Source organism: Streptomyces sp. EDA2-14 (genome assembly GCF_054963755.1).
This window is the reverse complement of sequence record NZ_JBUEGE010000003.1, coordinates 627,194-647,409: the sequence shown is the minus strand read 5'-3', so window position 1 is coordinate 647,409 and position 20,216 is coordinate 627,194. Positions and strand designations below refer to the sequence as shown.

Here is a 20,216-nt window from a genome sequence, read left to right as displayed (position 1 = left end):
CGCGGAGCTGTTGGCGCCTACATTGGCGCCTACAGAGAGCCCATCGCCGCCGCGAACGCGGTCAGGTCGCCGTCGAAGCCGCGGACCGACTCCTGGAACGACCATGCGCCCTCGCTGTCCCTGACGAATTCCGCGATCGTGGCCGAAGGCGAGGCGCCGACCGTCGAGAAGTCGTGCTCCGACAGGTCGGTGTAGTCCTCCCGTATGCGCACCGCGGTGTGCGGCACGTCCGCGAACACCTTCACGCCGTCCGCCCCGTCGGTCTGTTGCTCGCTCTGCTGAATGGCCACGCCCACGACCACGCGCGCGTACCGCGACGCCAACCGGTCCAGTTCGAGCGTCATCACCTCGTCGAAGCCGAAGCCCTGCCCGGTCCTGCTGTCCCGGTTGAGGATGATCGTCCCGTCGGGCGAACGGCTGTCGAAGTGAACGACGTAATCGGGGCTGCCGTGCGGATCGTCGCTCGTGTATGTCGCGGCGACGAGGTCCAGGTCATGGGGCGGCGAACCCAGCGGACTCGGGTCCCACTTCAGCGCGATCTCGACCTTCTCGATTCCCTTGCGGAGGCTGCTCACCGAACTCCCCCTCCTCGGTGCGATGTTGAGTGCACTGGATACGCTACGTGGTCCCACTGACAACAACACGGTCATCCCCCTCAGGGGTGTGCTCGACCGTGGGTTCGGGACCCCCGCGGAGCAGGGCATGCGCGCCGTACGATGGCGCGGTGCTGGTCAAGTGGATTCGTTGCACTGTGGTGGATCGTCGGGGTTTCGAGCGGGGACAGCGGAAGTGGGCGGGGCTCCTGGGAGAGCCGGGATTCCGGGGGCAGGGCGGGGGCTGGAGCAGGCAACGGCCCGACGTGGCCCACGTCTTCGGGTTCTGGGAGAGCCGTGCCTTCTACGACTCCTTCATGGCGCGCTCCCACGACCGGCTCGCGGCCGCGCAGTCCGGGACGTACAGAAACATCCAGGCCAAGCTGTTCGACCATCGCTTCGATGTGAAGACCGGGTTCGAGCCGCGGTTCACGGACGCGGACGTCGTGCGGGTGGCGCACTGCAGGGTGCACGCGGATCGGGCCGAGCACTTCACGTTGATGCAGCAGAAGGTGTGGAACCCGGCGATGGCCGGCTCGCCCGGCATGGTCAGGGGGCTGTTCGGCGACGCCCCCGGAGACGAGTTCCTGGTCCTGTCCATGTGGCACTCGGCGGCCGAGCACGGCAAGTACCAGGTCGACCGGGTGGAGCGGCTCTCGATACGCGCCCAGACGGACCTCGACCTCGCGGCCATCACCGGGGACATCGTGGAACTGGAACCGACCTGGACGGTCTGAACGCACGACCACGCGCGCGTGCAGCGCCCCTGCGACGCACGTGATCCCTGCCGCACGGCCCATACGGGTGCCCGAACCGGCTCGGCGATCTAGGGTCGTGTGCATGGCACGACCGCGGCGCATCGTTCTTGTCCGACACGGCGAATCCGAAGGCAACGCCGACGACACCATTTACGAGCGCGAGCCCGATCACGCCCTGACGCTCACCGACAAGGGCTGGCGCCAGGCCGAGACCACCGGCGAGGAACTCCGGCGGCTCTTCGGACGCGAGCGGGTGAGCGTGTACGTATCCCCGTACCGGCGCACCCACGAGACCTTCCGTGCCTTCCGGCTCGACCCCGACCTCGTACGCGTACGAGAAGAGCCCCGGCTCAGGGAGCAGGACTGGGGGAACTGGCAGGACCGAGAGGACGTGCGGCTGCAGAAGGCGTACCGCGACGCCTATGGGCACTTCTTCTACCGGTTCGCCCAGGGAGAGTCCGGGGCGGACGTGTACGACCGGGTGGGCGCCTTCCTGGAGAGCCTGCACCGCAGCTTCGAGGCACCCGACCACCCGCCGAACGTGCTGCTCGTGACGCACGGGCTGACCATGCGGCTGTTCTGCATGCGCTGGTTCCACTGGACGGTCGGTGACTTCGAGTCGCTGTCGAACCCCGGGAACGCGGAGAAACGGCTGCTCGTTCTCGGCGAGAACGGCAAGTACACCCTGGACCGTCCATTCGAGCGCTGGCGCGAACCGGAATCGTACGGGGTCACCGGATAGAGTGGCAGAGCGATGACCGCTGACTCCTCTCCCGACGGGCGCCTGCTCCGCGCCCTGTCCAGCCTGCGCGGCCTCTCCGTGGGGGACGCGCTGGGATCACAATTCTTCGTGCCCGCGAACTATCCGCTGCTCAAGGCCCGCGCCCTGCCGGAAGACACGTGGCAGTGGACCGACGACACCGAGATGGCCTGCTCCGTGGTGGCCGTTCTGGCCGCTCACGACCGTCTCGACCAGGACGAGCTGGCGCGCTCCTTCGCGGAGCACCACGACGTCGACCGTGGGTACGGCCCCGCCGTGAACAAGCTGCTGCAACAGGTCCGGGACGGCGGCGACTGGCGGGCCCTGGCCTCCGCGCTGTTCAACGGGCGGGGGTCGTGGGGGAACGGCGCGGCCATGCGGATCGCCCCGCTCGGCGCCTACTACGCCGACGACCCCGAGCAGGCCACGCACCAGGCCGAGATCTCCGCCTACCCGACGCACCAGCACCGTGAGGCCGTCGTGGGCGCGATGGCGGTGGCGGCCGCGGCCGCTCTGGTGGCCGACCCGGCGGGGCCTCCCACGCCGCAGGAACTGCTGGACGGCGTGATCTCGCTGGTCCCGCGCAGCGCGGTGGGTGCCGGTCTGCGCCGCGCCAAGGACATGCTCGACTACGGGGACGCGTCCACGGTGGCGGCGGTCCTCGGCTGCGGTCGGCGGACGACCGCGCACGACACCGTGCCGTTCGCCATCTGGTCGGCCGCGCGGGGCCTCGGTGGCTTCGAGGAGGCCTTCTGGAGCACGGCTCAGGTCGGCGGCGACATGGACACGACCTGCGCGATCGTGGGCGGCATCGTCGCCTCCGGCAAGGACGGGGCGCCCCCGGCCGAGTGGCTCGGGCGGACCGAGGCACTGCCGGCCTGGGCGCCGACCGCGTAGGGCACGGGACGGAACGGGGAGCGCTCCTCGGGCTGGAGGAGTGCCCCTCGCACCAGGGGCCCCTCCTCAGACCGAGGCTGCTCCCGACTTCCCACTGAGCGCCTCCAGGTCGCTCTTGCGCACCTGGATGACGAACAGGGCGATGAGCGCCGCGAGCACGGCCAGTGAGGCGGCGGCTATGAAGGCGTTGCCTATGCCGTGGGCCAGCACCGCGTCGTTCCACGGTGCGGGCAGCCGGTGAGTCTTGGCGAACTCGGCCTTCTGTTCCGGTGAGGCTTCGGCCAGGAACTTCGGGATCTGCTTCTTGGCCTCGGTCTCGCCGGCGCTGCTGAAGATGGTGGTGAGGACCGACAGGCCGAGGGCGCCGCCGACCTGTTGCGTGGTGTTGAGCATGCCGGACGCCGCACCGGACTCGCTCTCGGCTATGCCGGAGACGGCGGTCAGGGTGAGGGTGACGAAGTTCAGGCCCATGCCGAAGCCGAACAGGAGCATCGGGCCGAGAATGCCGCCGACGTAGGAGCTGTCGGGATCGATGAGCGTCAGCCAGCCCATACCCGTGGCGGTCAGCAGAGAGCCCACGACCATGAAGGGCTTGGGGCCGAGCCGCGGCAGCAGGTTCGTGGCGATCCCCGCGCCGAGCACGATGGCGGCGGTCACCGGGAGGAACGCGAGGCCGGCTTTGATCGGGCTGTAGTGCAGCACGTTCTGCACGAAGAGCACGATGAAGAAGAACATGCCGAACATCGCCGCGGCGAGGCTCAGCATCATCGCGTAGGTCCCGGAGCGGTTTCGGTCCCTGAACAGCTTCAGAGGCGTGATCGGCTGACTGGTGCGCCGCTCGATGGCGACGAAGGCGATCAGCAGGACGATGGCCGCGCCGAAGGACGCGATGGAGAGGCGGTCGCTCCAGCCTTCGGAGGCGGCACGGATGAATCCGTACACGAGGGCGGCCATACCGAGGGTCGAGGTGAGGGCTCCCGGTAGATCGAACCGGCCGGGGTGGCGCTGCGACTCCTTGATGTAGCGAGGGGCGAGGACGGCGATCAGCACGCCTATGGGGACGTTGACGAAGAGCACCCATCGCCAGTCCAGCCAGTCGGTGAGCATGCCGCCCGCCAGCAGTCCGACGGCGCCGCCACCGGCGGAGACGGAGGCGAAGACGCCGAACGCCCGATTCCGCTCGGGTCCCTCGGGGAACGTGGTGGCGATGAGGGCCAGCGAGGTGGGTGACGCGATCGCGCCGCCGACGCCCTGAAGCGCGCGGGCCGCGAGCAACTGCCAGGGCTCCTGAGCGAATCCGCCCAGGAGCGAGGCCAGGCTGAACAGGGCAATGCCGGTGATGAACATGCGGCGGCGCCCGAGAAGGTCGCCGGCCCGGCCGCCCAGGAGCAGCAGTCCACCGAAGGTGAGCGCATACGCGTTGATCACCCAGGTGAGGTCGTTGGTGGAGAAGCCCAGTGCCGTCTGGATGTGCGGCAGGGCGATGTTCACGATCGTGGCGTCGAGAACGACCATCAGCTGGCAGGCGGCTATGACAGCCAGCGCGATGCCTGGTCGGGACGGGCGCGCGGTGGCGCGGGACTTGCTGGGCGGAGCCGGATGTACCTGGACCTGATCCTGTGTCACGAGCGATCCCCCATGGACAAGTTTAGGGAACGGTCACGTTCCCTGTTCGGGATCCTAGCCTCCCTGGAATAAGGAACACAAGCGTTCTTTAGGGGAGTTGGGAAGTCGTGGAGGTGCGGGAAGATCGTCGATGCCGCCCCATCGAAAAGTGGGGGTGACGCCTGACATGCTCGGTGGTGGCTCCCCATCGGCGCGCGAACGCGCGCCGAGCTCGCTGCATTGCGTCCGAACCGCTCTCGGACCGCTCAACGGAGAGATGAAAATGGTTAGTTCACGTCGGACGGCCGCCCCCGCTCAGGCGGCCGCCGCGCTTCGACGGCGTGGTCCCGTGCTCGAACGGGCCATTCTGGAAGCGGCGTTGGATCAGCTCAGTACGGTCGGCTGGAACGGACTGACCATGGAGGGGGTCGCCGCGGGTGCCCAGACCGGCAAGGCCGCGGTCTATCGGCGCTGGCCCTCCAAGGAGGATCTTGTCGTCGACGCGCTCCAGGCGGGGCTGCCCGCGCTCGATTCGGCGCCGGAGTGCGGAAGTGTGCGCGAGGACCTGCTCGAACTGTGTCGTCGGATGCGGGCGGCCATGTACTCCAGGCCCGGCTACGCGCTGCGTTCCGTGCTTCACGAATGCGACACCCTCACCGCCGAACGCTTCCACGGCGTGATCACCGAGGGTGTTATCGAGCCCAGCGTTGAGCTGATCAAGGAAGTCGTGCGTCGCGGCGTTGAGCGAGGCGAGGTGCGAACGGACGTCGACGAGGCGAGTGTGTGCGACGTGATTCCGGCGCTGATGATGTACCGCTCGAAAGTTTGCGGAAGTGAATGGGGGGAGGCGGATCTGGTCGAGATGATCGACCACGTGATGGTCCCGCTGTTGCGCCGGCACGGGCATTGAGGTGAGCCGGGTGTCGCGACGGTACCCGGGCGGCGTACGCTGTCTGCCGCCATGCCGTACGAAGCACCCACCCACACCGTCGAGCGCTCATTGCGCGCCACTACCGGTGCCAAGATCATTGCCGGTGTCGACGAGGTCGGTCGCGGTGCCTGGGCCGGTCCGGTCACTGTCTGCGCAGCCGTCACAGGGCTGCGCCGACCACCGGAGGGCCTCACCGACTCCAAGCTGATCAGCCCCAAGCGCCGCGAGACGCTCGCGGTCGAGCTGGAGAGCTGGGTGACCGCGCACGCCCTCGGGCACGCTTCGCCCGAGGAGATCGATGACCTGGGGATGACGGCAGCCCTCCGGCTCGCCGCCGTGCGCGCCCTCGAGGGCCTGCCGGTGCAGCCGGAAGCGGTCATCCTTGACGGGAAGCACGACTACCTGGGTGCCCCCTGGCAGGTTCGTACGGTGATCAAGGGCGACCGTTCCTGCATCGCCGTCGCCGCGGCGTCGGTGATCGCCAAGGTCCGCCGCGACAAAATGATGGCCGAACTGGGCATCGACCATGCAGACTTCGGGTTTGCGGCCAACGCCGGATACCCGTCGCCGGTGCATCGCGCCGCGCTGGAGGAGCGGGGGCCCACCCCGTACCACCGGCTTTCGTGGGCGTATCTTGATGCGCTGCCCCAGTGGCGGCACCTCAAGAGGGCCCGCAGTTGGGCGGACGTCGGCGTTCCGGAGATCGAGGGCCAGCTCGGCTTCGACTTCTGACCGTCGCGCTCGCACTGACGTGCCACCCGTTGACGCGAGCCGCACCTGCGTTTGATAGATATCAGCTCATGCCTCTCAGTCCCGAGGAGCCTCAGATTCCCGAGAGTGCCCAGGGTCCCCGCGCCACGCCCACCAGTGGCCGTACCGCGCCGACCCCCCGCCCCGTACCCGGCCCGCGTCCCGCGGCGCCCCCGCGACCCGGACGTCCGGGTCCCTCACGGCCGATGCCGCCCGCGCAGCGAACCTCGCGCGAGTCGGCGGGCGCCCACAAGCCGGGGCCGAGCGCCCCTGCCGCCACGCCGACTGCCGCCTCCCAGCCGCAGATCCAGCTCATCCCGGCCTCGGCCGAGGGCGCGCTGGATGCCGCCGAGGAAGCCCTCGACCTGCTGCTCGACTCGGGTCGCGCGCCCGGCGAAGTGCTGGTGATCACTACTGGTGACCCGCACCCGTGGGCGGCCCACGAGCTGTCCTTCGGCGAGGACTCCTACTGGGCGCAGCACGACGCGCGCGAAGACGTCTTCTACGCCGACGCCTCCGCCCTGGGCCGTGCCGACTCCCGTCCGGTGGTCGTCCTCGCCGTGAACGGCGGAGCCGACGAGGTGGCCACCACGGCACTTCCGGTCGCGCTCGGCCGCGCCGGTGCGCTGCTCATCGTGTGCGGCGACCCGGAGCGCATCAACTCGCTGCTGGGCGCCGGGGTCTGACGCGCCGCTTGCCGGCTGCCCGCACCGCGAGACGGTCCACGGGGAGTCCGGCAGGCGGGCGCGGTACGGCCGCCGTCGCTCAGCGCGCGGCGGCGCGGCGGAGCACTTCCGTCGCGGCGCCACCGGTGCGCGGCGCCGACGACTCGCCGTGGCCCAGCGCCTCGGCCACGGAGCCCACGCTCGGGCGGCGACCGGCCCTGCCTTCGCCGAGTACCTGCCAGCCGTCCCGCGTCATCGTGATGTACGCGCCGCAGCGCAGGCCGTGCAGCGTGCACGCGTCACGCAGCCCCCACATCCACGCCCCGTCCTCCTCCGTCCAACCGGTGTCGCCCTCGCGGCAGTACAGCAGCACCGCGGTGCGGACCGGAGTGCGGCGGCGCAGATCGTGCGGGATCACCCGGCGCAGCTGGGACAGCAGGGCGTTGCGGAACGTCCAGCCGTCGGTGCTGCTCTCGCGCCGTACGAACGATGCACTGGCCCGTAGCCGCTCGTCCGGGTCGAGCACGGCCACCACCGCGGTCTGTGGGATGGGTTGATGGCGGGTGTGCAGCCCACTGACGACCTCGCGCGGATTGCGCAGCAGTGGGATACCGGCTGCCGCCCACTCCGCGGGTTCGAGCAGTCTGGTAGGTCGGTTGACGGAATCGGCGGACCTGTTGGTGCGCATCGAGGACGCGGACATCGATACGGCCGAGGACGGAGCGAATCCGAAGGTCACGGTCCTCCCTTCGGCTACACGCCCACACTGAGGGCGGGGTCGGACTGAGGAGCGCATCGCGACACAGCTCTACCGTCTGCCAGGCCGCGGGAAGCCGCGCGGGGATCGGGTCCAATTCTTCCCGCCCTGGTGGCAGAGGGCAACGAGCAATTGTGACCGCGTTCCTGTATCTGGCGATGCGCCGTCAATATCCCTGCCCAAAGCTTGGTTCGCTACGCGTCCCTCAGCCCTGTACCGCCAGGACCAGTGGCAACACCTCCTGGGCGCCCGCCCGGCGCAGCAGCCGCGCGGCCATCGCCAGCGTCCAGCCGGTCTCCGTGAAGTCGTCGACGAGCAGCACCGGCCCGTCCGCGTGCGCGAGCGCCTCGGACAGCTCGTCCGGGAGCGTCAATGTGCCGTCGAGGGCGCGCAGCCGCTGTGCGCTGTTGCTGCGCGGGATGTGTGCGGTGTCGCTGCCGGGCGCATACGAGACGCTGCCCAGGAGCGGCATGCGGCCGACCTGCGCGATGCCCGCGCCCAGGGACTGGATGAGCTGCGGGCGGGTGTGCGACGCCATGGTCACCACGCCTACGGGGCGCGGTGAGGCGTCGGCGGACCCCGACGCCCAGCCGCCCGGCCCCTTCGCCCAGTCGGCGAGCACGTCGACCACGGCCCCCGCCACGTCGTCCGGCACCGGCCCGTCCGGGGCCTGTGGCGCGAACATGGGGCGCAGCCGGTTGCCCCAGCCGATGTCCGACAGACGGCCGAGCGCCCGTCCGGCCCCGGCCTGCTCACCCGCCGGGATACGGCCCTTGAGGTCAATGCCTACGGCCGCGAGCCCGGTCGGCCACATCTTCCGGGGCTCCACCTCGACACCGGGACGCCCGAGTTCACCGCGCGCCGAATTCAGCGCTTCGGGCGAGACGGTGTCGGAGAACCGTGGCGCCGCGCAGTTGTCGCAGCGGCCGCACGGGGCCGCCTCCTCGTCGTCCAGCTGCCGGCGCAGGAACTCCATGCGGCAGCCGCTCGTCGTCGCGTAGTCGCGCATCGCCTGCTGCTCGGCCTCGCGCTGCTTGGCCACCCACGCATAGCGCTCGGTGTCGTAGACCCAGGGCTGCCCCGTGGCGATCCAGCCGCCCTTCACTCGGTGCACCGCGCCGTCCACGTCGAGGACCTTGAGCATGGTCTCCAGGCGGGACCGGCGCAGCTCCACCAGCGGTTCGAGCGCGGGCAGGGAGAGCGGACGCTCGGCCTGCGCGAGCACGTCCAGCGTGCGCCGCACCTGCTCCTCCGGAGGGAAGGCGAGCGAGGCGAAGTAGCGCCAGATCGCCTCGTCCTCCTTGCCGGGGAGCAGCAGCACCTCCGCGTGGTCGACTCCACGCCCGGCGCGGCCCACCTGCTGGTAGTAGGCGATCGGAGAGGACGGGGAGCCCAGGTGGACGACGAACCCGAGGTCCGGCTTGTCGAAGCCCATGCCCAGCGCGGACGTGGCGACCAGGGCCTTCACCCGGTTCGCCAGCAGGTCCTCCTCGGCCTGCTGCCTGTCGGCGTTCTCCGTCTTGCCCGTGTACGAGGCCACGGTGTGGCCGCACTGTCGCAGATAGGCCGTGACCTCCTCCGCCGCGGCGACGGTGAGGGTGTAGATGATCCCGGAGCCCGGAAGCTCGTCCAAGTGATCTGCGAGCCAGGCCAACCGGTGCGCGGCATCCGGCAGTTGCAGGACACCGAGGCTGAGGCTCTCGCGGTCGAGCGGACCGCGCAGCACCAGGGCGTCCGAGCCGGAGCCGGTACCGAGCTGGTCGGCCACGTCCGCCGTCACGCGCGCGTTGGCCGTCGCCGTCGTCGCGAGGACCGGGACGCCCTGCGGGAGCTCGGCCAGCATCGTGCGCAGGCGGCGGTAGTCGGGGCGGAAGTCGTGCCCCCAGTCCGAGATGCAGTGAGCCTCGTCGACGACGAGCAGGCCCGTGGCCGCGGAGAGCTCCGGCAGTACGTTGTCCCGGAAGTCCGGGTTGTTGAGCCGCTCCGGGCTGACCAGGAGCACGTCGACGTCGCCGGTCGCCACCTCGGCCCGTACGGCGTCCCACTCCTCGGTGTTCGACGAGTTGATGGTGCGGGCGCGGATGCCGGCCCGCTCCGCCGCCTCCACCTGGTTGCGCATGAGCGCGAGCAGCGGGGAGACGATCACCGTCGGCCCACCGCCGCGGCGGCGAATCAGCGAGGTCGCCACGAAGTACACCGCGGACTTGCCCCAGCCGGTGCGCTGCACGACGAGGGCCCGCCGATGGTCGGCGACCAGGGCCTCGATGGCGCGCCACTGGTCCTCGCGCAGTCTGGCCTTACCGCTCGGGTCGCCGACGAGGCGGGCGAGAACGGTATCGGCGGCTGTCCGCAGCTCTTCGTTGCTCATGCCCCCATGCAACCCGATGGCACTGACATCGCGCGAACGACCCCGCCGACCTGTGGACAACTCCTGTCGTGTCCCTGATCAGGGTTATCCACAGGCCAAACCGGAGTCATGCATTCCGGTGCATCGTCGGCGCATGACGAATCACAGCGAGCCCGCCGGACTGACCGGCGCAGCGAAGATCACCCTCCGCACGGCAGGTGAACTCGCCGAGGCACTCCCGTATTTGCTCGGGTTCCGGCCCGACGACAGCATTGTCCTTGTCGCTCTGCACAAGGGGCGTTTCGGCGGTCGCGTGCGCCTCGGGATTCCCGAGCGCACCGAGGACTGGCAGGCCGTGGCGCGCCAGATGGCCCAGTGCCTGATCGGCGAGTGCGAGCGCAGGGACGGGCACCCCGACAGCGTCGTCGCGTTCCTGTGCCAGGACTCCACGGCACCGGGACCCGACGCGGGGCTGCGGGTCATGCAGCGGCTCAGGCCGCTCGCCCAGCTTCTGCGCACCGAGTGCGGCGCTCTCGACGTGCCGGTCACGGAAGCGCTGTGCCTCTCGGAAGGCAGGTACTGGTCCTACTGCTGCCCACGTGCCGAGTGCTGCCCGTCCGAGGGCAATGTCATCGCGACCGGGGGCACGTCGGTGATGGCGGCCACGGCGGCCTTCGCGGGCATTCAAGTGCGGGGTTCCCTGGGCCGGATGAGGGCGCGCCTGGCCCCCTTGGAGACGGGGCTCGTCACGGATCAGGCGCGCGCCCTCGACGCGGCGGCGATGGATCTCGTGCCGCGAATCCTCGCCGGGACGCGCCGCAAGGAGGTGGAGACGGCGACGCTGGATCTTGCCCGCCTCGTGATGTGGCGTCTCGCGGACGCGCCGGGATCGGACGACGTGCTCGCGGCGGACCTCAAGGACGACGAGCTGCTGGCGCACGACGAAGCCGCGTCGCTGATTCTCGGCCTTCAGGACAGGGTGACCAGGGACCGGGCCGCAGAGTGGATGGAGGGTGAGGAGGCCGTCCACGCACTGCGCCTGTGGCGGGCGCTGGCACGTCGGTGTGTCGGCCCCTATGGGGAGTACGCCGCGGCGCCGCTGGCACTCGCGGGATGGGTTGCCTGGTCGCTCGGCGACACGGCCGAGGCGGACCAGGCACTGGAGATGTCCCTCGGGGCAGACCCGCGCTACGTGTTCGCCCAACTGCTCAACGAAGCGCGGGCGGAAGGGCTCGACCCCGAGCCCGTGCGGCGCTCCCTGCGGGCGCGGCGGACGGCCCCGGAGCCCGCATCGGAGACCTCGGACGAGGCGGTTGAGGGCGATGCCGCGAGTGCGGGTGACGTCGACGAACCTCGGCCGCCGGCGGTGGCCGTCCCCGGCGGCGCCGATCCAGGCGTGTCCCGTGCCGCCCGTGGCCTGGAGGCCGCCCTGCGCCGGCGGGGCGAGCGACGCCCCGGAGCCGGGACACGGCCTGCGCGGGCGGGCGCGCGTGCACCCCGGCGTCCGATGGAGCCGCGACGCCCTGGGCGACAGCGGAGCAGGGGCCGAGGGTGAGGCTCGGGCATCCCGCCGGCGCGCGGCGTCGCTTCGCCGTCCTATGGCGTTACTTGGAGTGGGCGCGCCCCGTTCATCTGGTTGAGCGGTGGCCGCGGCCGGGCCGCGCCGCCGAGGTGCACAGCAGGACGGCGGCATGCCGTACCCGCAGGGGGAGGGGAGCGGAGATGATGTCCGACGCTTCGCGGCAGTACGCATTGACGGTGCGCGACGGAGACGTGCCCCGCGACGCCCTGGAGACCCGTGACGCCCCGGAGACCCGCGAGGTCCCGGGGACCCGCGAGATTCCCGGGACGCCGCCCCCGCGTCGTGGTCCTGGCGACGTACCGCCCGGGCCTGCCCAAGGACGGCCCCGTACGCCGCCGGGCCACCCCGGCCTCCAGGCACCTTCGACGGGACCGGCCCGTGCGCTGCGGCGAGGCGTGGACATCCCGCCGGTTCACGAGGCCTTGATCTGCGTCGCCCTGCCCGGCCTGGTGATCTCCTCCACCCATGGCCAGTTGACGGCCCAAGGGCTCGAAGGCTTCTACCAGGGAGGCAGACGCGTGCTGTCGCGCTGCCAGATCCGGGTGGCGGGTCGTGAACCACTCGCTGTGCAGGCGCGCATGATCGCCGCGGACCGCGCGTGCTTCACATCGACCGTGCGGGCGTCCTCGGACGCGGGGCCCGACCCGGACGTCGTCGTGGAGCGGATTCGGCACGCGGAGGGCACGGAGGACATCACGCTGCACAGTTCCGCGCAGCGCCCACTGCGGCTGTCGCTCGAAGTGGCCCTCGGCTGCGATCTCGCCGACATCGCCGCTGTGGCGTCCGGGAGCGGTGGGCGCGAACTGCCTGCCATGGTCCATGACTCCGGACTGCGTTGGTCGTCACCGACGGGCGGCGGACCGTCCGCCCTGGTCACGGTGGAGCCTGCGCCCATGGACGCCCTGGCCTCCGCAGGCCTGCTGCGCTGGGAGTTCGAGCTCCCGCCGGGCGGCAGGCGCACGGTGCGCCTGCGGGTCCGTGCGGGCGGCGCGGGCTCTGGCAGAGGGATGGGGCACAGCGCGGTGAGACCGCTGGCCGCGGCCACAGCGCAGGGGGACGACCCACGGGTGGGTCCGTTGCTGCGGGGCAGCATCGCCGACCTTCAGGCGCTGCTGGTGCGCGACCCCACGCATCCGTCGGACCTCTGCGTGGCCGCGGGCGCACCGTGGCGTTGCGGCCCGGCTTCCGCCGAGGCGTTGGCCGCGGCCCGGATGGCGTTGCCGTTGGGGACCCGACTCGCCGTAAGCACCCTGAGAGCCCTCGCCCGTACGCAACTGAGCGAGCCCGGAGCGGAGTTCGGGATGGTGCCCGGGCCGCGACGGCAGGCGGGCGCGCAACTGCCGCCCAGCTGCACCGGGATCGAGGCCACCCTCCTGTTCCCGGTCCTGCTGGCCGAGGCCAGACGCTGGGGTCTTGCCGAGCAGGAGGTGGCGGAGCTGCTGCCCGCCGCCGAGCGATGTCTGCAGTGGCTGCGGACGACCGCCCGCGCAGGCCCCTATCTGCCGGACCCCGGCCCCGGCAGCCCCCAGCGGTGCGAGACCCAGGCGCACGCCCACCGGGCTGCGCTGCTCGGCGCCGACCTGCTCGACGCCCACGGCAGACCCGGCGGCGCTGAACTGCGCCAGTGGGCCGAGGAACTGCGGCGGCGCTTCCGGGAGGACTTCTGGGTCGAGGATCGCGGCGGGGGCCGACCGGCGGCCGCGCGTACGGCGGACGGTCGGGTGTTCACGCAGTTGGGCAGCGGCGCCGCGCATCTGCTGGACACCGGATTGCTCGGTGCGGGCGCGTGTGCGCCGGGCCTGCTGGACAAGGTGCAGACCGAGCACCTCGCGAGACTGTTCGGCGGGCCGGGGCTCGACTCCGGGTGGGGGCTCAGAAGCCTGGGGGTGAAGGAGACGTCGTACAACCCTTTCGGACACCGCTCGGGAGCGGTGCGGGTGTACGAGACCGCGATCGCTGCGGCGGGGTTGTCCGCCACCGGATACGAGAAGGAGGCGGCGTCCCTGATCAGAGGGGTCCTCGCCGCGGCTGACGCCTTCGACTCCAGGCTGCCCGAGATGTACGCGGGGCTGCAGCGGGTCGAGGGAGGCGTTCCGCTGCCGCACCCCGCCGCGTGCAGACCCGCTGCCGTGGCGGCCGCGGCCGGAGTGCACCTCCTGGCCACCCTCGCGGGCATCCGGCCCGACGCACCGGCCCGGACGGTGACGCTGTCCCCGATGCGCAGCGCCCCGCTCGGCGAGATCGGCCTGACCGGGCTGCGGATCGCCGGGCAGGCCTTCTCCGTCCGCGTCAGCAGGCTCGGCCTCGCCATGGTGGAGGAGGCCGCGGACGAACTGCAGTTGGGGGTGTGACAGGAGTGGACCACGACGCACTCGTACCGCTGCGAACCACCCGATGCACGGCGGAGTAGGCGGGCGAAGGGCGTGTTTATCGTCAGGCAGACGACTATGATCGTTCCATGTCGCGCTACGACCCGTCGGCCTTTCCGCCCTTCGCAGTCACCGTCGATCTGGTCGTGCTGACCGTGCGCCGTCACGCACTGTGTGCACTGGCGGTGCGCCGTGGTGAACCGCCGTTTCAGGGGCGTTGGGCCCTGCCCGGCGGATTCGTGCGGGACGACGAGGACCTGACGGCGGCGGCCGCGCGCGAACTGATCGAGGAGACGGGGCTGTGCGCCCACGACCCCTTGGCGCCGGCGCAGGACAACGGCGCGCACCTGGAGCAGCTGGCCACGTACGGCGAGCCGAAAAGGGATCCCCGGATGCGCGTGGTCAGCGTCGCCCACCTCGCGCTCGCCCCCGATCTACCCGCGCCGCGCCCGGGCGGCGACGCGCACAGCGCACGGTGGGCCCCGGTGGAAGCGCTGCTGAACCGCAGCGGCTACGGGCGCGAGGACGAGCAGGCCGCGCCGTTGGCCTTCGACCACGCGCAGATCCTGGCCGACGGAGTGGAGCGGGCCCGCTCCAAGATCGAGTACTCCTCGCTCGCGACGGCGTTCTGCCCGCCCGAGTTCACCGTCGGCGAGCTGCGCCGCGTCTACGAAGCCGTGTGGGGCGTCGCGCTCGATCCACGCAACTTCCACCGCAAGGTGACGGGCACTCCGGGCTTCCTGGTGCCGACCGGGGGCACCACCACCCGGCAGGGCGGTCGGCCGGCCCAGCTCTTCCGCGCCGGTGGGGCCACGCTCCTCAACCCGCCGATGCTGCGACCGGAAGCCTGATCAACCCGCCGGTGCGGGCCTGCGGCTCCCGCACGGTGCGTGCGGCGCGCCCGGTGGGCCGCGCCGACCCCGGACGAGGCCTGGAATCGTGGGCACTCGCGTAAGCACCATGCCCGAAAAGTGGTAAATATCGCGTTATCTTGCTGCGGTACCCCAGGGGTTCGCCCGTCGCCCTGTCGTTGGGCGGATCCCGGCCGCCGAGCGGTCGCCCATCCTGCGAGAGAAGCGATGATCCAGGCCATCGGACTGACCAGTAACGCACGCAAGGGGAGCCCGCCCGCGGTCGACGACGTGTCCTTCGACGCGCCCGTCGGCCGCGTCACCGCCCTGCTCGGCGCACGGCGGTCAGGTAAGACGACAGCCGTACGCCTGATGCTCGAACTCCAACAGGGCCGTGGAGTCACCTACTTCAGAGGCCGCCCGCTGCACCGCATCGGCCACCCGGCGAGAGAAGTCGGCGTGCTGCTCGGCGATGTGCCCGGTCATCCGGCCCGCACCGTCCGGGGGCACCTGCGCATGCTCTGCTCCGCAGCAGGCGTGCCCGTGCGGCGCGCGGACGAGGTGCTCGAAGTGGTGGGCCTGGTGAGCCTGCGCGACGAACGCCTCGGCACGCTCTCGCGCGGCATGGACCGGCGGCTCGGCCTGGCCTGCGCGCTGCTCGCCGATCCGCACACGCTGGTGCTCGACGACCCCGCGGCAGGACTCTCCGTCCGGGAGAGCAGGTGGCTGCACGGCACCCTGAGGGCGTACGCCGAGCAGGGCGGCACGGTCCTGTTCACCACGGACGACGCAAAGGAGGCGGCGCGGGTCGCCGACCGTGTCGTCACGCTCGACGCGGGCAAGGTGGTCGCGGACCAGGACGCGGCCGACTTCGCACGTACTCGGCTGCGGCCTCGCGTCGCGGTCCGCAGCCCGCACGCCGCGAGGTTCGGCATCCTCTTGGCGAAGGAGGCGCGCACGGCCAGGCGCTCGATCGAAGTGGTCACGGAGGACGGCAGTCGGCTGTCGGTGTACGGCAGTACGTGTGCGGACGTGGGGGAAGTCGCGTTCCGGCACGGCATCCTCGTGCACCAACTCGCCGACGAGGTCGGTGACGCGGGCTCCTCGTCGGTGACGTCCCGCGCCACCGACGACCGGCCGGACAGCGCTGGTGGCGGTACCGGCGTCGGCACCACCACCGAGGAAGCCGGCACCATTGCCGAGGAGGCTGGCACCACTGCCGAAGCCGGCACCGGTGCCGACCGTCAGGCGCCTGCCCTCGCGACTGCCGCGCCCCTCAACGCCGTCCCGACCGACAGCACGTTCGTGCCACTCGCCGATACGGCGTGGCCCCCGGCGAAGCAGCACCGAGCCACGTCGAACGAGCGTGCACCCGAGACCGAGTCCGCACGCGGGACGTCCGCCGCTCCGCCGCAGCTTCCGCCTCCCATCACCGTCCGCACCGCCCGCGGCCCACTGCGCCCGGTGCGCTACGAACTGCGTCGCGCGACCGGCATCGCCACCGGTTGTGTCACCGCCGCGCTCGTCCTGGCCGTCTCCGCGCTCCTGTCCGTGCTGCTCGCACGTACGGGACACACACCGCAGGCACGCCTGATCGCGGCCTGGCCACGGGAACTGCCCCTGCCGCCCGCCGCCCTGGGCGCGGGGCTGCTCGGCGCCTTCGCCTTCGGAGAGGAATTCCGCCACCCCGCACTCGCCGCCGACCGCGGAACCGTCCCCCGCCGACTGGGACTTCTCGCCGCGAAGCTGCTGGTCGGCGCGGCAACCGCCCTGCTCCTGGGGCTTCTCACCGTCGCCAGTGACGCCGCGTTGCTCTACCTCGTATACGGAGCGGAACTCGCACAAGTTCCCGCCGAGTGGCTTTCTCTGAGCGCGAGTTGGCTTGCTCTGCTCGTTGGATGCTCCTGGGCGGGCGTGCTCGCGGCCGGCCTGTTCCGGTCCACGGCGGCCGGGCTGGCCGCCGTGGTGGCCGTTCCGATCGTCGTCGTACCTCTCGTACAGAAGGCCGTAGAGGGTCCATCCGTGCGAACGGCGGCGGGACTTCCTGAGCGCATTCGTGATCTTGCCCTGGTGGACTGGCCGTTCGGAATCGAGCGGTTCGCGGCCGCCGGAATGCGGATGATCACTCAACCTGTGGGCGGCGCGCTGATGTTGTCGCTGGGTGCTCTGCTCTGCGCATATCTGCTCACTGTGCTGCGTACTCGGGTGCGGTGACGACCGCCCGACGCCTTCCGGGCCGTCGCTGTGCGCAACTCCCCGTGGAACGCCCATTTCTTTCCGATAAGGCGTCAAGTGCAGCGAGGAGGGAGATCACCCTTTCGTGTGCTTTTCACCAAAGACCTCAAGGGAGTTGGAGACGGCGCCGACAACAGATTCCGTGAGTACCCTTGCGCACACCATGATGACCGCCGCCCGCTCCGCCGAAACCGGCCTCGCAGGACCGGGCGAACTCGATCGCTACCCGTATGTGGAGTCGACCGCCGAGCGCGTCGGCGGCCCCGCATGGGACAGCGCGGATCCCGATCTCGGCCGGGTGGGCCGACGCGCCGCGGGCAGCCGGGGCCGCGGTCTGCACGGCCAACTCGTCCAGCAGCTCGGACAGATGATCGTCTCCGGTGACCTGGGTGCCGACCGCCCGCTGGTCCCCGAGGAGATCGGCCAGCGCTTCGAGGTGTCCCGCACCGTTGTCCGCGAGTCCCTGCGCGTACTGGAGGCCAAGGGCCTGGTCAGTGCCCGGCCGAACGTCGGCACGCGCGTGCGTCCGGTCAGCGACTGGAACCTGCTGGACCCGGACATCATCGAATGGCGCGCCTTCGGGCCGCAGCGTGATGACCAGCGGCGTGAGCTGAACGAGCTGCGGTGGACGATCGAGCCGCTCGCCGCACGCCTCGCCGCTGGGCACGGCAGGGAGGACGTGCAGCAGCGTCTTGCCGACATGGTGGAGATCATGCGGCACGCGCTGGGGCAGGGGGACTCGATCACGTTCTCGCGTGCCGACGCCGAGTTCCACGGGCTGCTCATCCAGCTCGCGGGCAACAGGATGCTCGAACACCTTTCCGGCATCGTCTCCGCCGCTCTGCAGGTCTCCGGTGGTCCGGTCATCGGCTGCGACCGCCCGAACGAGACGGTCGTCGGGCACCACGCGCGGATCGTCGACGCGCTCGCCGCGGGCGACGCGGCCGGCGCCGAGGCGGCCATGCGGCAGCTGCTCACCGTCCACCCCGAGGTGGAGCGCGTGGTGCCGGCTCCCCGCGAGCACTGACCGCGCCAGGGGCGCGGCAGGGCGAATCATGGGTCGCCGGACGGTGCCTCATGTGCGACGCGGACGCGGCGCATGTGTAGAAGGGCGCCGTCCGGCGACTCGAGGCGTAGGCGGAAGGTCCGTTCTCCTGTAGGGACCCGCTCCTCGGAGGTCGTTATGTGCCCGCGCGAGTTCAGCCGCATGACACGTTCTGTCCGTATCGGTCAGTCTTTGACCGATAACGCGGTGTGACTCGGGCCACGCAGATTGGGCGTAACGCTCCTCGGGGCAGCGCGATGACCTAAGAGGTGACAGCCGAGGAGGGAATACAGCAGCCGCTTGTGGCGCTGTGCATCTCCCAGGCTCCTGCCCGCGCCGTCGGCCCATTCCCAAGCCGGCGGTCGTCGGCTCCGGTCCACACAGGACGGGGCCGGAAGCCGTTTTCCAACGTTCCGAGAGGTTGTTCGTGTCGGCCAGCACATCCCGTACGCTCCCGCCGGAGATCGCCGAGTCCGTCTCTGTCATGGCGCTCATTGAGCGGGGAAAGGCTGATGGCCAGATCGCCGGCGATGACGTGCGCCGTGCGTTCGAAGCCGACCAGATTCCGGCCACTCAGTGGAAGAACGTTCTGCGCAGCCTCAACCAGATCCTCGAGGAAGAGGGTGTGACGCTGATGGTCAGTGCCGCTGAGCCCAAGCGTCCCCGAAAGAGCAGCGTCGCAGCCAAGAGTCCGGTCAAGCGCACCGCGACCAAGACCGTCGCGGCCAAGACGGTCACCGCCAAGAAGGTCGCGGCCACCACCACGCCCGAGCCGCCGGTCGTCGAGGCTGTCGACGAGGAGGTCGCCCCGGCCAAGAAGGCCGTGGCGAAGAAGGCGGCCCCGGCCAAGAAGGCCGCCGCGAAGAAGACGGTCGCCAAGAAGGCGACCGCGAAGAAGACCGCCGCCAAGAAGGACGACGACCTTCTTGAGGACGAGGCGACCGAAGAGACCCCGGCCGCTCCGGCGGCTAAGGCCGGCGAGGAAGAGCCCGCAGAGGGCCAGGGCTTCGTGCTCTCCGACGACGACGAGGACGACGCGCCGGCCCAGCAGGTCGCCGCCGCCGGCGCCACCGCCGACCCGGTCAAGGACTACCTCAAGCAGATCGGCAAGGTCCCGCTGCTCAACGCCGAGCAGGAGGTCGAGCTCGCCAAGCGCATCGAGGCCGGTCTGTTCGCCGAGGACAAGCTGGCCAACGCCGACAAGCTGGCTCCCAAGCTCAAGCGCGAGCTGGAGATCATCGCCGAGGACGGCCGCCGGGCCAAGAACCACCTCCTGGAGGCCAACCTCCGTCTGGTGGTCTCCCTGGCCAAGCGCTACACCGGCCGCGGCATGCTCTTCCTGGACCTCATCCAGGAGGGCAACCTCGGTCTGATCCGCGCGGTCGAGAAGTTCGACTACACCAAGGGCTACAAGTTCTCGACGTACGCCACCTGGTGGATCCGTCAGGCGATCACCCGCGCCATGGCCGACCAGGCCCGCACCATCCGTATCCCGGTGCACATGGTCGAGGTCATCAACAAGCTCGCGCGCGTGCAGCGCCAGATGCTCCAGGACCTGGGCCGAGAGCCCACCCCGGAGGAGCTGGCCAAGGAACTCGACATGACCCCCGAGAAGGTCATCGAGGTCCAGAAGTACGGCCGCGAGCCGATCTCCCTGCACACCCCGCTGGGCGAGGACGGCGACAGCGAGTTCGGTGACCTCATCGAGGACTCCGAGGCCGTCGTCCCGGCCGACGCGGTGAGCTTCACGCTCCTCCAGGAGCAGCTGCACTCCGTGCTCGACACCCTGTCCGAGCGCGAGGCGGGCGTCGTCTCCATGCGCTTCGGTCTCACCGACGGTCAGCCGAAGACCCTCGACGAGATCGGCAAGGTCTACGGCGTGACGCGTGAGCGCATCCGCCAGATCGAGTCCAAGACGATGTCGAAGCTGCGTCACCCGTCGCGCTCGCAGGTCCTGCGCGACTACCTCGACTAGTCACAGGCGCTGTACGGCCCACAGAAGGCCCGGCACTGTCCCGTTCGTGGACAGTGCCGGGCCTTCGTCGTGCGTGCCTGTGCGCGGATCCTCGCG

General features: G+C 70.7%; 16 protein-coding genes. 12 read left to right on the top strand and 4 right to left on the bottom strand.

The annotated features are described in order from the left end of the window. Positions 1-29: 29 nt before the first annotated feature. Positions 30-575, bottom strand: coding sequence for a TerD family protein (locus ACY34M_RS12605; protein WP_462718516.1), 546 nt, complete (start codon positions 573-575; stop codon positions 30-32). Between the two features lie 149 nt (positions 576-724). On the opposite strand from ACY34M_RS12605, the gene ACY34M_RS12600 reads away from it, so the two are divergent. From ACY34M_RS12600 to ACY34M_RS12590, 3 genes are all read left to right on the top strand, one after another. Beyond that, the gene (locus tag ACY34M_RS12600; protein WP_462718515.1) at positions 725-1,330 is read left to right on the top strand and encodes a YdbC family protein; all 606 of its coding nucleotides are present in this window, start codon (positions 725-727) and stop codon (positions 1,328-1,330) included. A 103-nt stretch (positions 1,331-1,433) separates the two neighbouring features. Then, complete coding sequence (locus ACY34M_RS12595) at positions 1,434-2,093, top strand: histidine phosphatase family protein (RefSeq protein WP_462718514.1); 660 nt, start codon at positions 1,434-1,436, stop codon at positions 2,091-2,093. A gap of 12 nt (positions 2,094-2,105) precedes the next feature. Next, positions 2,106-3,008 (top strand): ADP-ribosylglycohydrolase family protein, encoded by a 903-nt coding sequence (locus ACY34M_RS12590; RefSeq protein WP_462718513.1) that lies wholly within the window; start codon positions 2,106-2,108, stop codon positions 3,006-3,008. 66 nt (positions 3,009-3,074) lie between these two features. On the opposite strand, the gene ACY34M_RS12585 is transcribed toward ACY34M_RS12590, so the two are convergent. Beyond that, the gene (locus tag ACY34M_RS12585) at positions 3,075-4,556 is read right to left on the bottom strand and encodes an MFS transporter (RefSeq protein ID WP_462718578.1); all 1,482 of its coding nucleotides are present in this window, start codon (positions 4,554-4,556) and stop codon (positions 3,075-3,077) included. 340 nt (positions 4,557-4,896) lie between these two features. Between ACY34M_RS12585 and ACY34M_RS12580 the strand changes: the two genes are divergently transcribed. From ACY34M_RS12580 to ACY34M_RS12570, 3 genes are all read left to right on the top strand, one after another. Continuing rightward, entirely contained in the window at positions 4,897-5,523 is a 627-nt protein-coding gene (locus tag ACY34M_RS12580; protein WP_462718512.1) for a TetR/AcrR family transcriptional regulator, read from the top strand. Between the two features lie 51 nt (positions 5,524-5,574). Then, positions 5,575-6,276: a ribonuclease HII gene (locus tag ACY34M_RS12575; protein WP_462718511.1), complete on the top strand. Its 702-nt coding sequence runs from the start codon at positions 5,575-5,577 to the stop codon at positions 6,274-6,276. A gap of 68 nt (positions 6,277-6,344) precedes the next feature. Next, positions 6,345-6,980 carry a hypothetical protein gene (locus ACY34M_RS12570; protein ID WP_462718510.1) on the top strand — a complete coding sequence of 212 codons (636 nt, stop codon included), beginning with the start codon at positions 6,345-6,347 and terminating at the stop codon, positions 6,978-6,980. A 79-nt stretch (positions 6,981-7,059) separates the two neighbouring features. Here the strand turns inward: ACY34M_RS12570 and ACY34M_RS12565 are convergent, their stop codons facing one another. Next, positions 7,060-7,698 carry a hypothetical protein gene (locus tag ACY34M_RS12565; RefSeq protein WP_462718509.1) on the bottom strand — a complete coding sequence of 213 codons (639 nt, stop codon included), beginning with the start codon at positions 7,696-7,698 and terminating at the stop codon, positions 7,060-7,062. Between the two features lie 223 nt (positions 7,699-7,921). After that, complete coding sequence (locus ACY34M_RS12560) at positions 7,922-10,084, bottom strand: RecQ family ATP-dependent DNA helicase (RefSeq protein ID WP_462718508.1); 2,163 nt, start codon at positions 10,082-10,084, stop codon at positions 7,922-7,924. Between the two features lie 133 nt (positions 10,085-10,217). On the opposite strand from ACY34M_RS12560, the gene ACY34M_RS12555 reads away from it, so the two are divergent. The 6 genes from ACY34M_RS12555 to ACY34M_RS12530 all read left to right on the top strand — a co-directional run bounded on the left by ACY34M_RS12555 (position 10,218) and on the right by ACY34M_RS12530 (position 20,120). After that, on the top strand, positions 10,218-11,618 hold the full coding sequence (locus ACY34M_RS12555; RefSeq protein WP_462718507.1) for a DUF4192 domain-containing protein: 1,401 nt from the start codon (positions 10,218-10,220) through the stop codon (positions 11,616-11,618). A 170-nt stretch (positions 11,619-11,788) separates the two neighbouring features. Further along, entirely contained in the window at positions 11,789-13,996 is a 2,208-nt protein-coding gene (locus tag ACY34M_RS12550) for a glycogen debranching N-terminal domain-containing protein (protein ID WP_462718506.1), read from the top strand. A 107-nt stretch (positions 13,997-14,103) separates the two neighbouring features. After that, complete coding sequence (locus tag ACY34M_RS12545) at positions 14,104-14,865, top strand: NUDIX hydrolase (protein ID WP_462718505.1); 762 nt, start codon at positions 14,104-14,106, stop codon at positions 14,863-14,865. 228 nt (positions 14,866-15,093) lie between these two features. After that, entirely contained in the window at positions 15,094-17,079 is a 1,986-nt protein-coding gene (locus ACY34M_RS12540) for an ABC transporter ATP-binding protein (RefSeq protein WP_462718504.1), read from the top strand. A 163-nt stretch (positions 17,080-17,242) separates the two neighbouring features. Next, complete coding sequence (locus ACY34M_RS12535; RefSeq protein ID WP_462718503.1) at positions 17,243-18,127, top strand: FadR/GntR family transcriptional regulator; 885 nt, start codon at positions 17,243-17,245, stop codon at positions 18,125-18,127. A 439-nt stretch (positions 18,128-18,566) separates the two neighbouring features. Further along, complete coding sequence (locus ACY34M_RS12530; protein ID WP_462718502.1) at positions 18,567-20,120, top strand: RNA polymerase sigma factor; 1,554 nt, start codon at positions 18,567-18,569, stop codon at positions 20,118-20,120. Positions 20,121-20,216 lie beyond the last annotated feature (96 nt).

Excerpts from the sequence above, each read along its gene's own strand:
- ACY34M_RS12580 (WP_462718512.1), top strand. The coding sequence starts at position 4,897 with ATGGTTAGTTCACGTCGGACGGCCGCCCCCGCTCAGGCGGCCGCCGCG.
- ACY34M_RS12555 (WP_462718507.1), top strand. The coding sequence starts at position 10,218 with ATGACGAATCACAGCGAGCCCGCCGGACTGACCGGCGCAGCGAAGATC.
- ACY34M_RS12550 (WP_462718506.1), top strand. The coding sequence starts at position 11,789 with ATGTCCGACGCTTCGCGGCAGTACGCATTGACGGTGCGCGACGGAGAC.
- ACY34M_RS12590 (WP_462718513.1), top strand. The coding sequence starts at position 2,106 with ATGACCGCTGACTCCTCTCCCGACGGGCGCCTGCTCCGCGCCCTGTCC.
- ACY34M_RS12560 (WP_462718508.1), bottom strand. The coding sequence starts at position 10,084 with ATGAGCAACGAAGAGCTGCGGACAGCCGCCGATACCGTTCTCGCCCGC.
- ACY34M_RS12570 (WP_462718510.1), top strand. The coding sequence starts at position 6,345 with ATGCCTCTCAGTCCCGAGGAGCCTCAGATTCCCGAGAGTGCCCAGGGT.
- ACY34M_RS12575 (WP_462718511.1), top strand. The coding sequence starts at position 5,575 with ATGCCGTACGAAGCACCCACCCACACCGTCGAGCGCTCATTGCGCGCC.
- ACY34M_RS12545 (WP_462718505.1), top strand. The coding sequence starts at position 14,104 with ATGTCGCGCTACGACCCGTCGGCCTTTCCGCCCTTCGCAGTCACCGTC.
- ACY34M_RS12595 (WP_462718514.1), top strand. The coding sequence starts at position 1,434 with ATGGCACGACCGCGGCGCATCGTTCTTGTCCGACACGGCGAATCCGAA.
- ACY34M_RS12540 (WP_462718504.1), top strand. The coding sequence starts at position 15,094 with ATGATCCAGGCCATCGGACTGACCAGTAACGCACGCAAGGGGAGCCCG.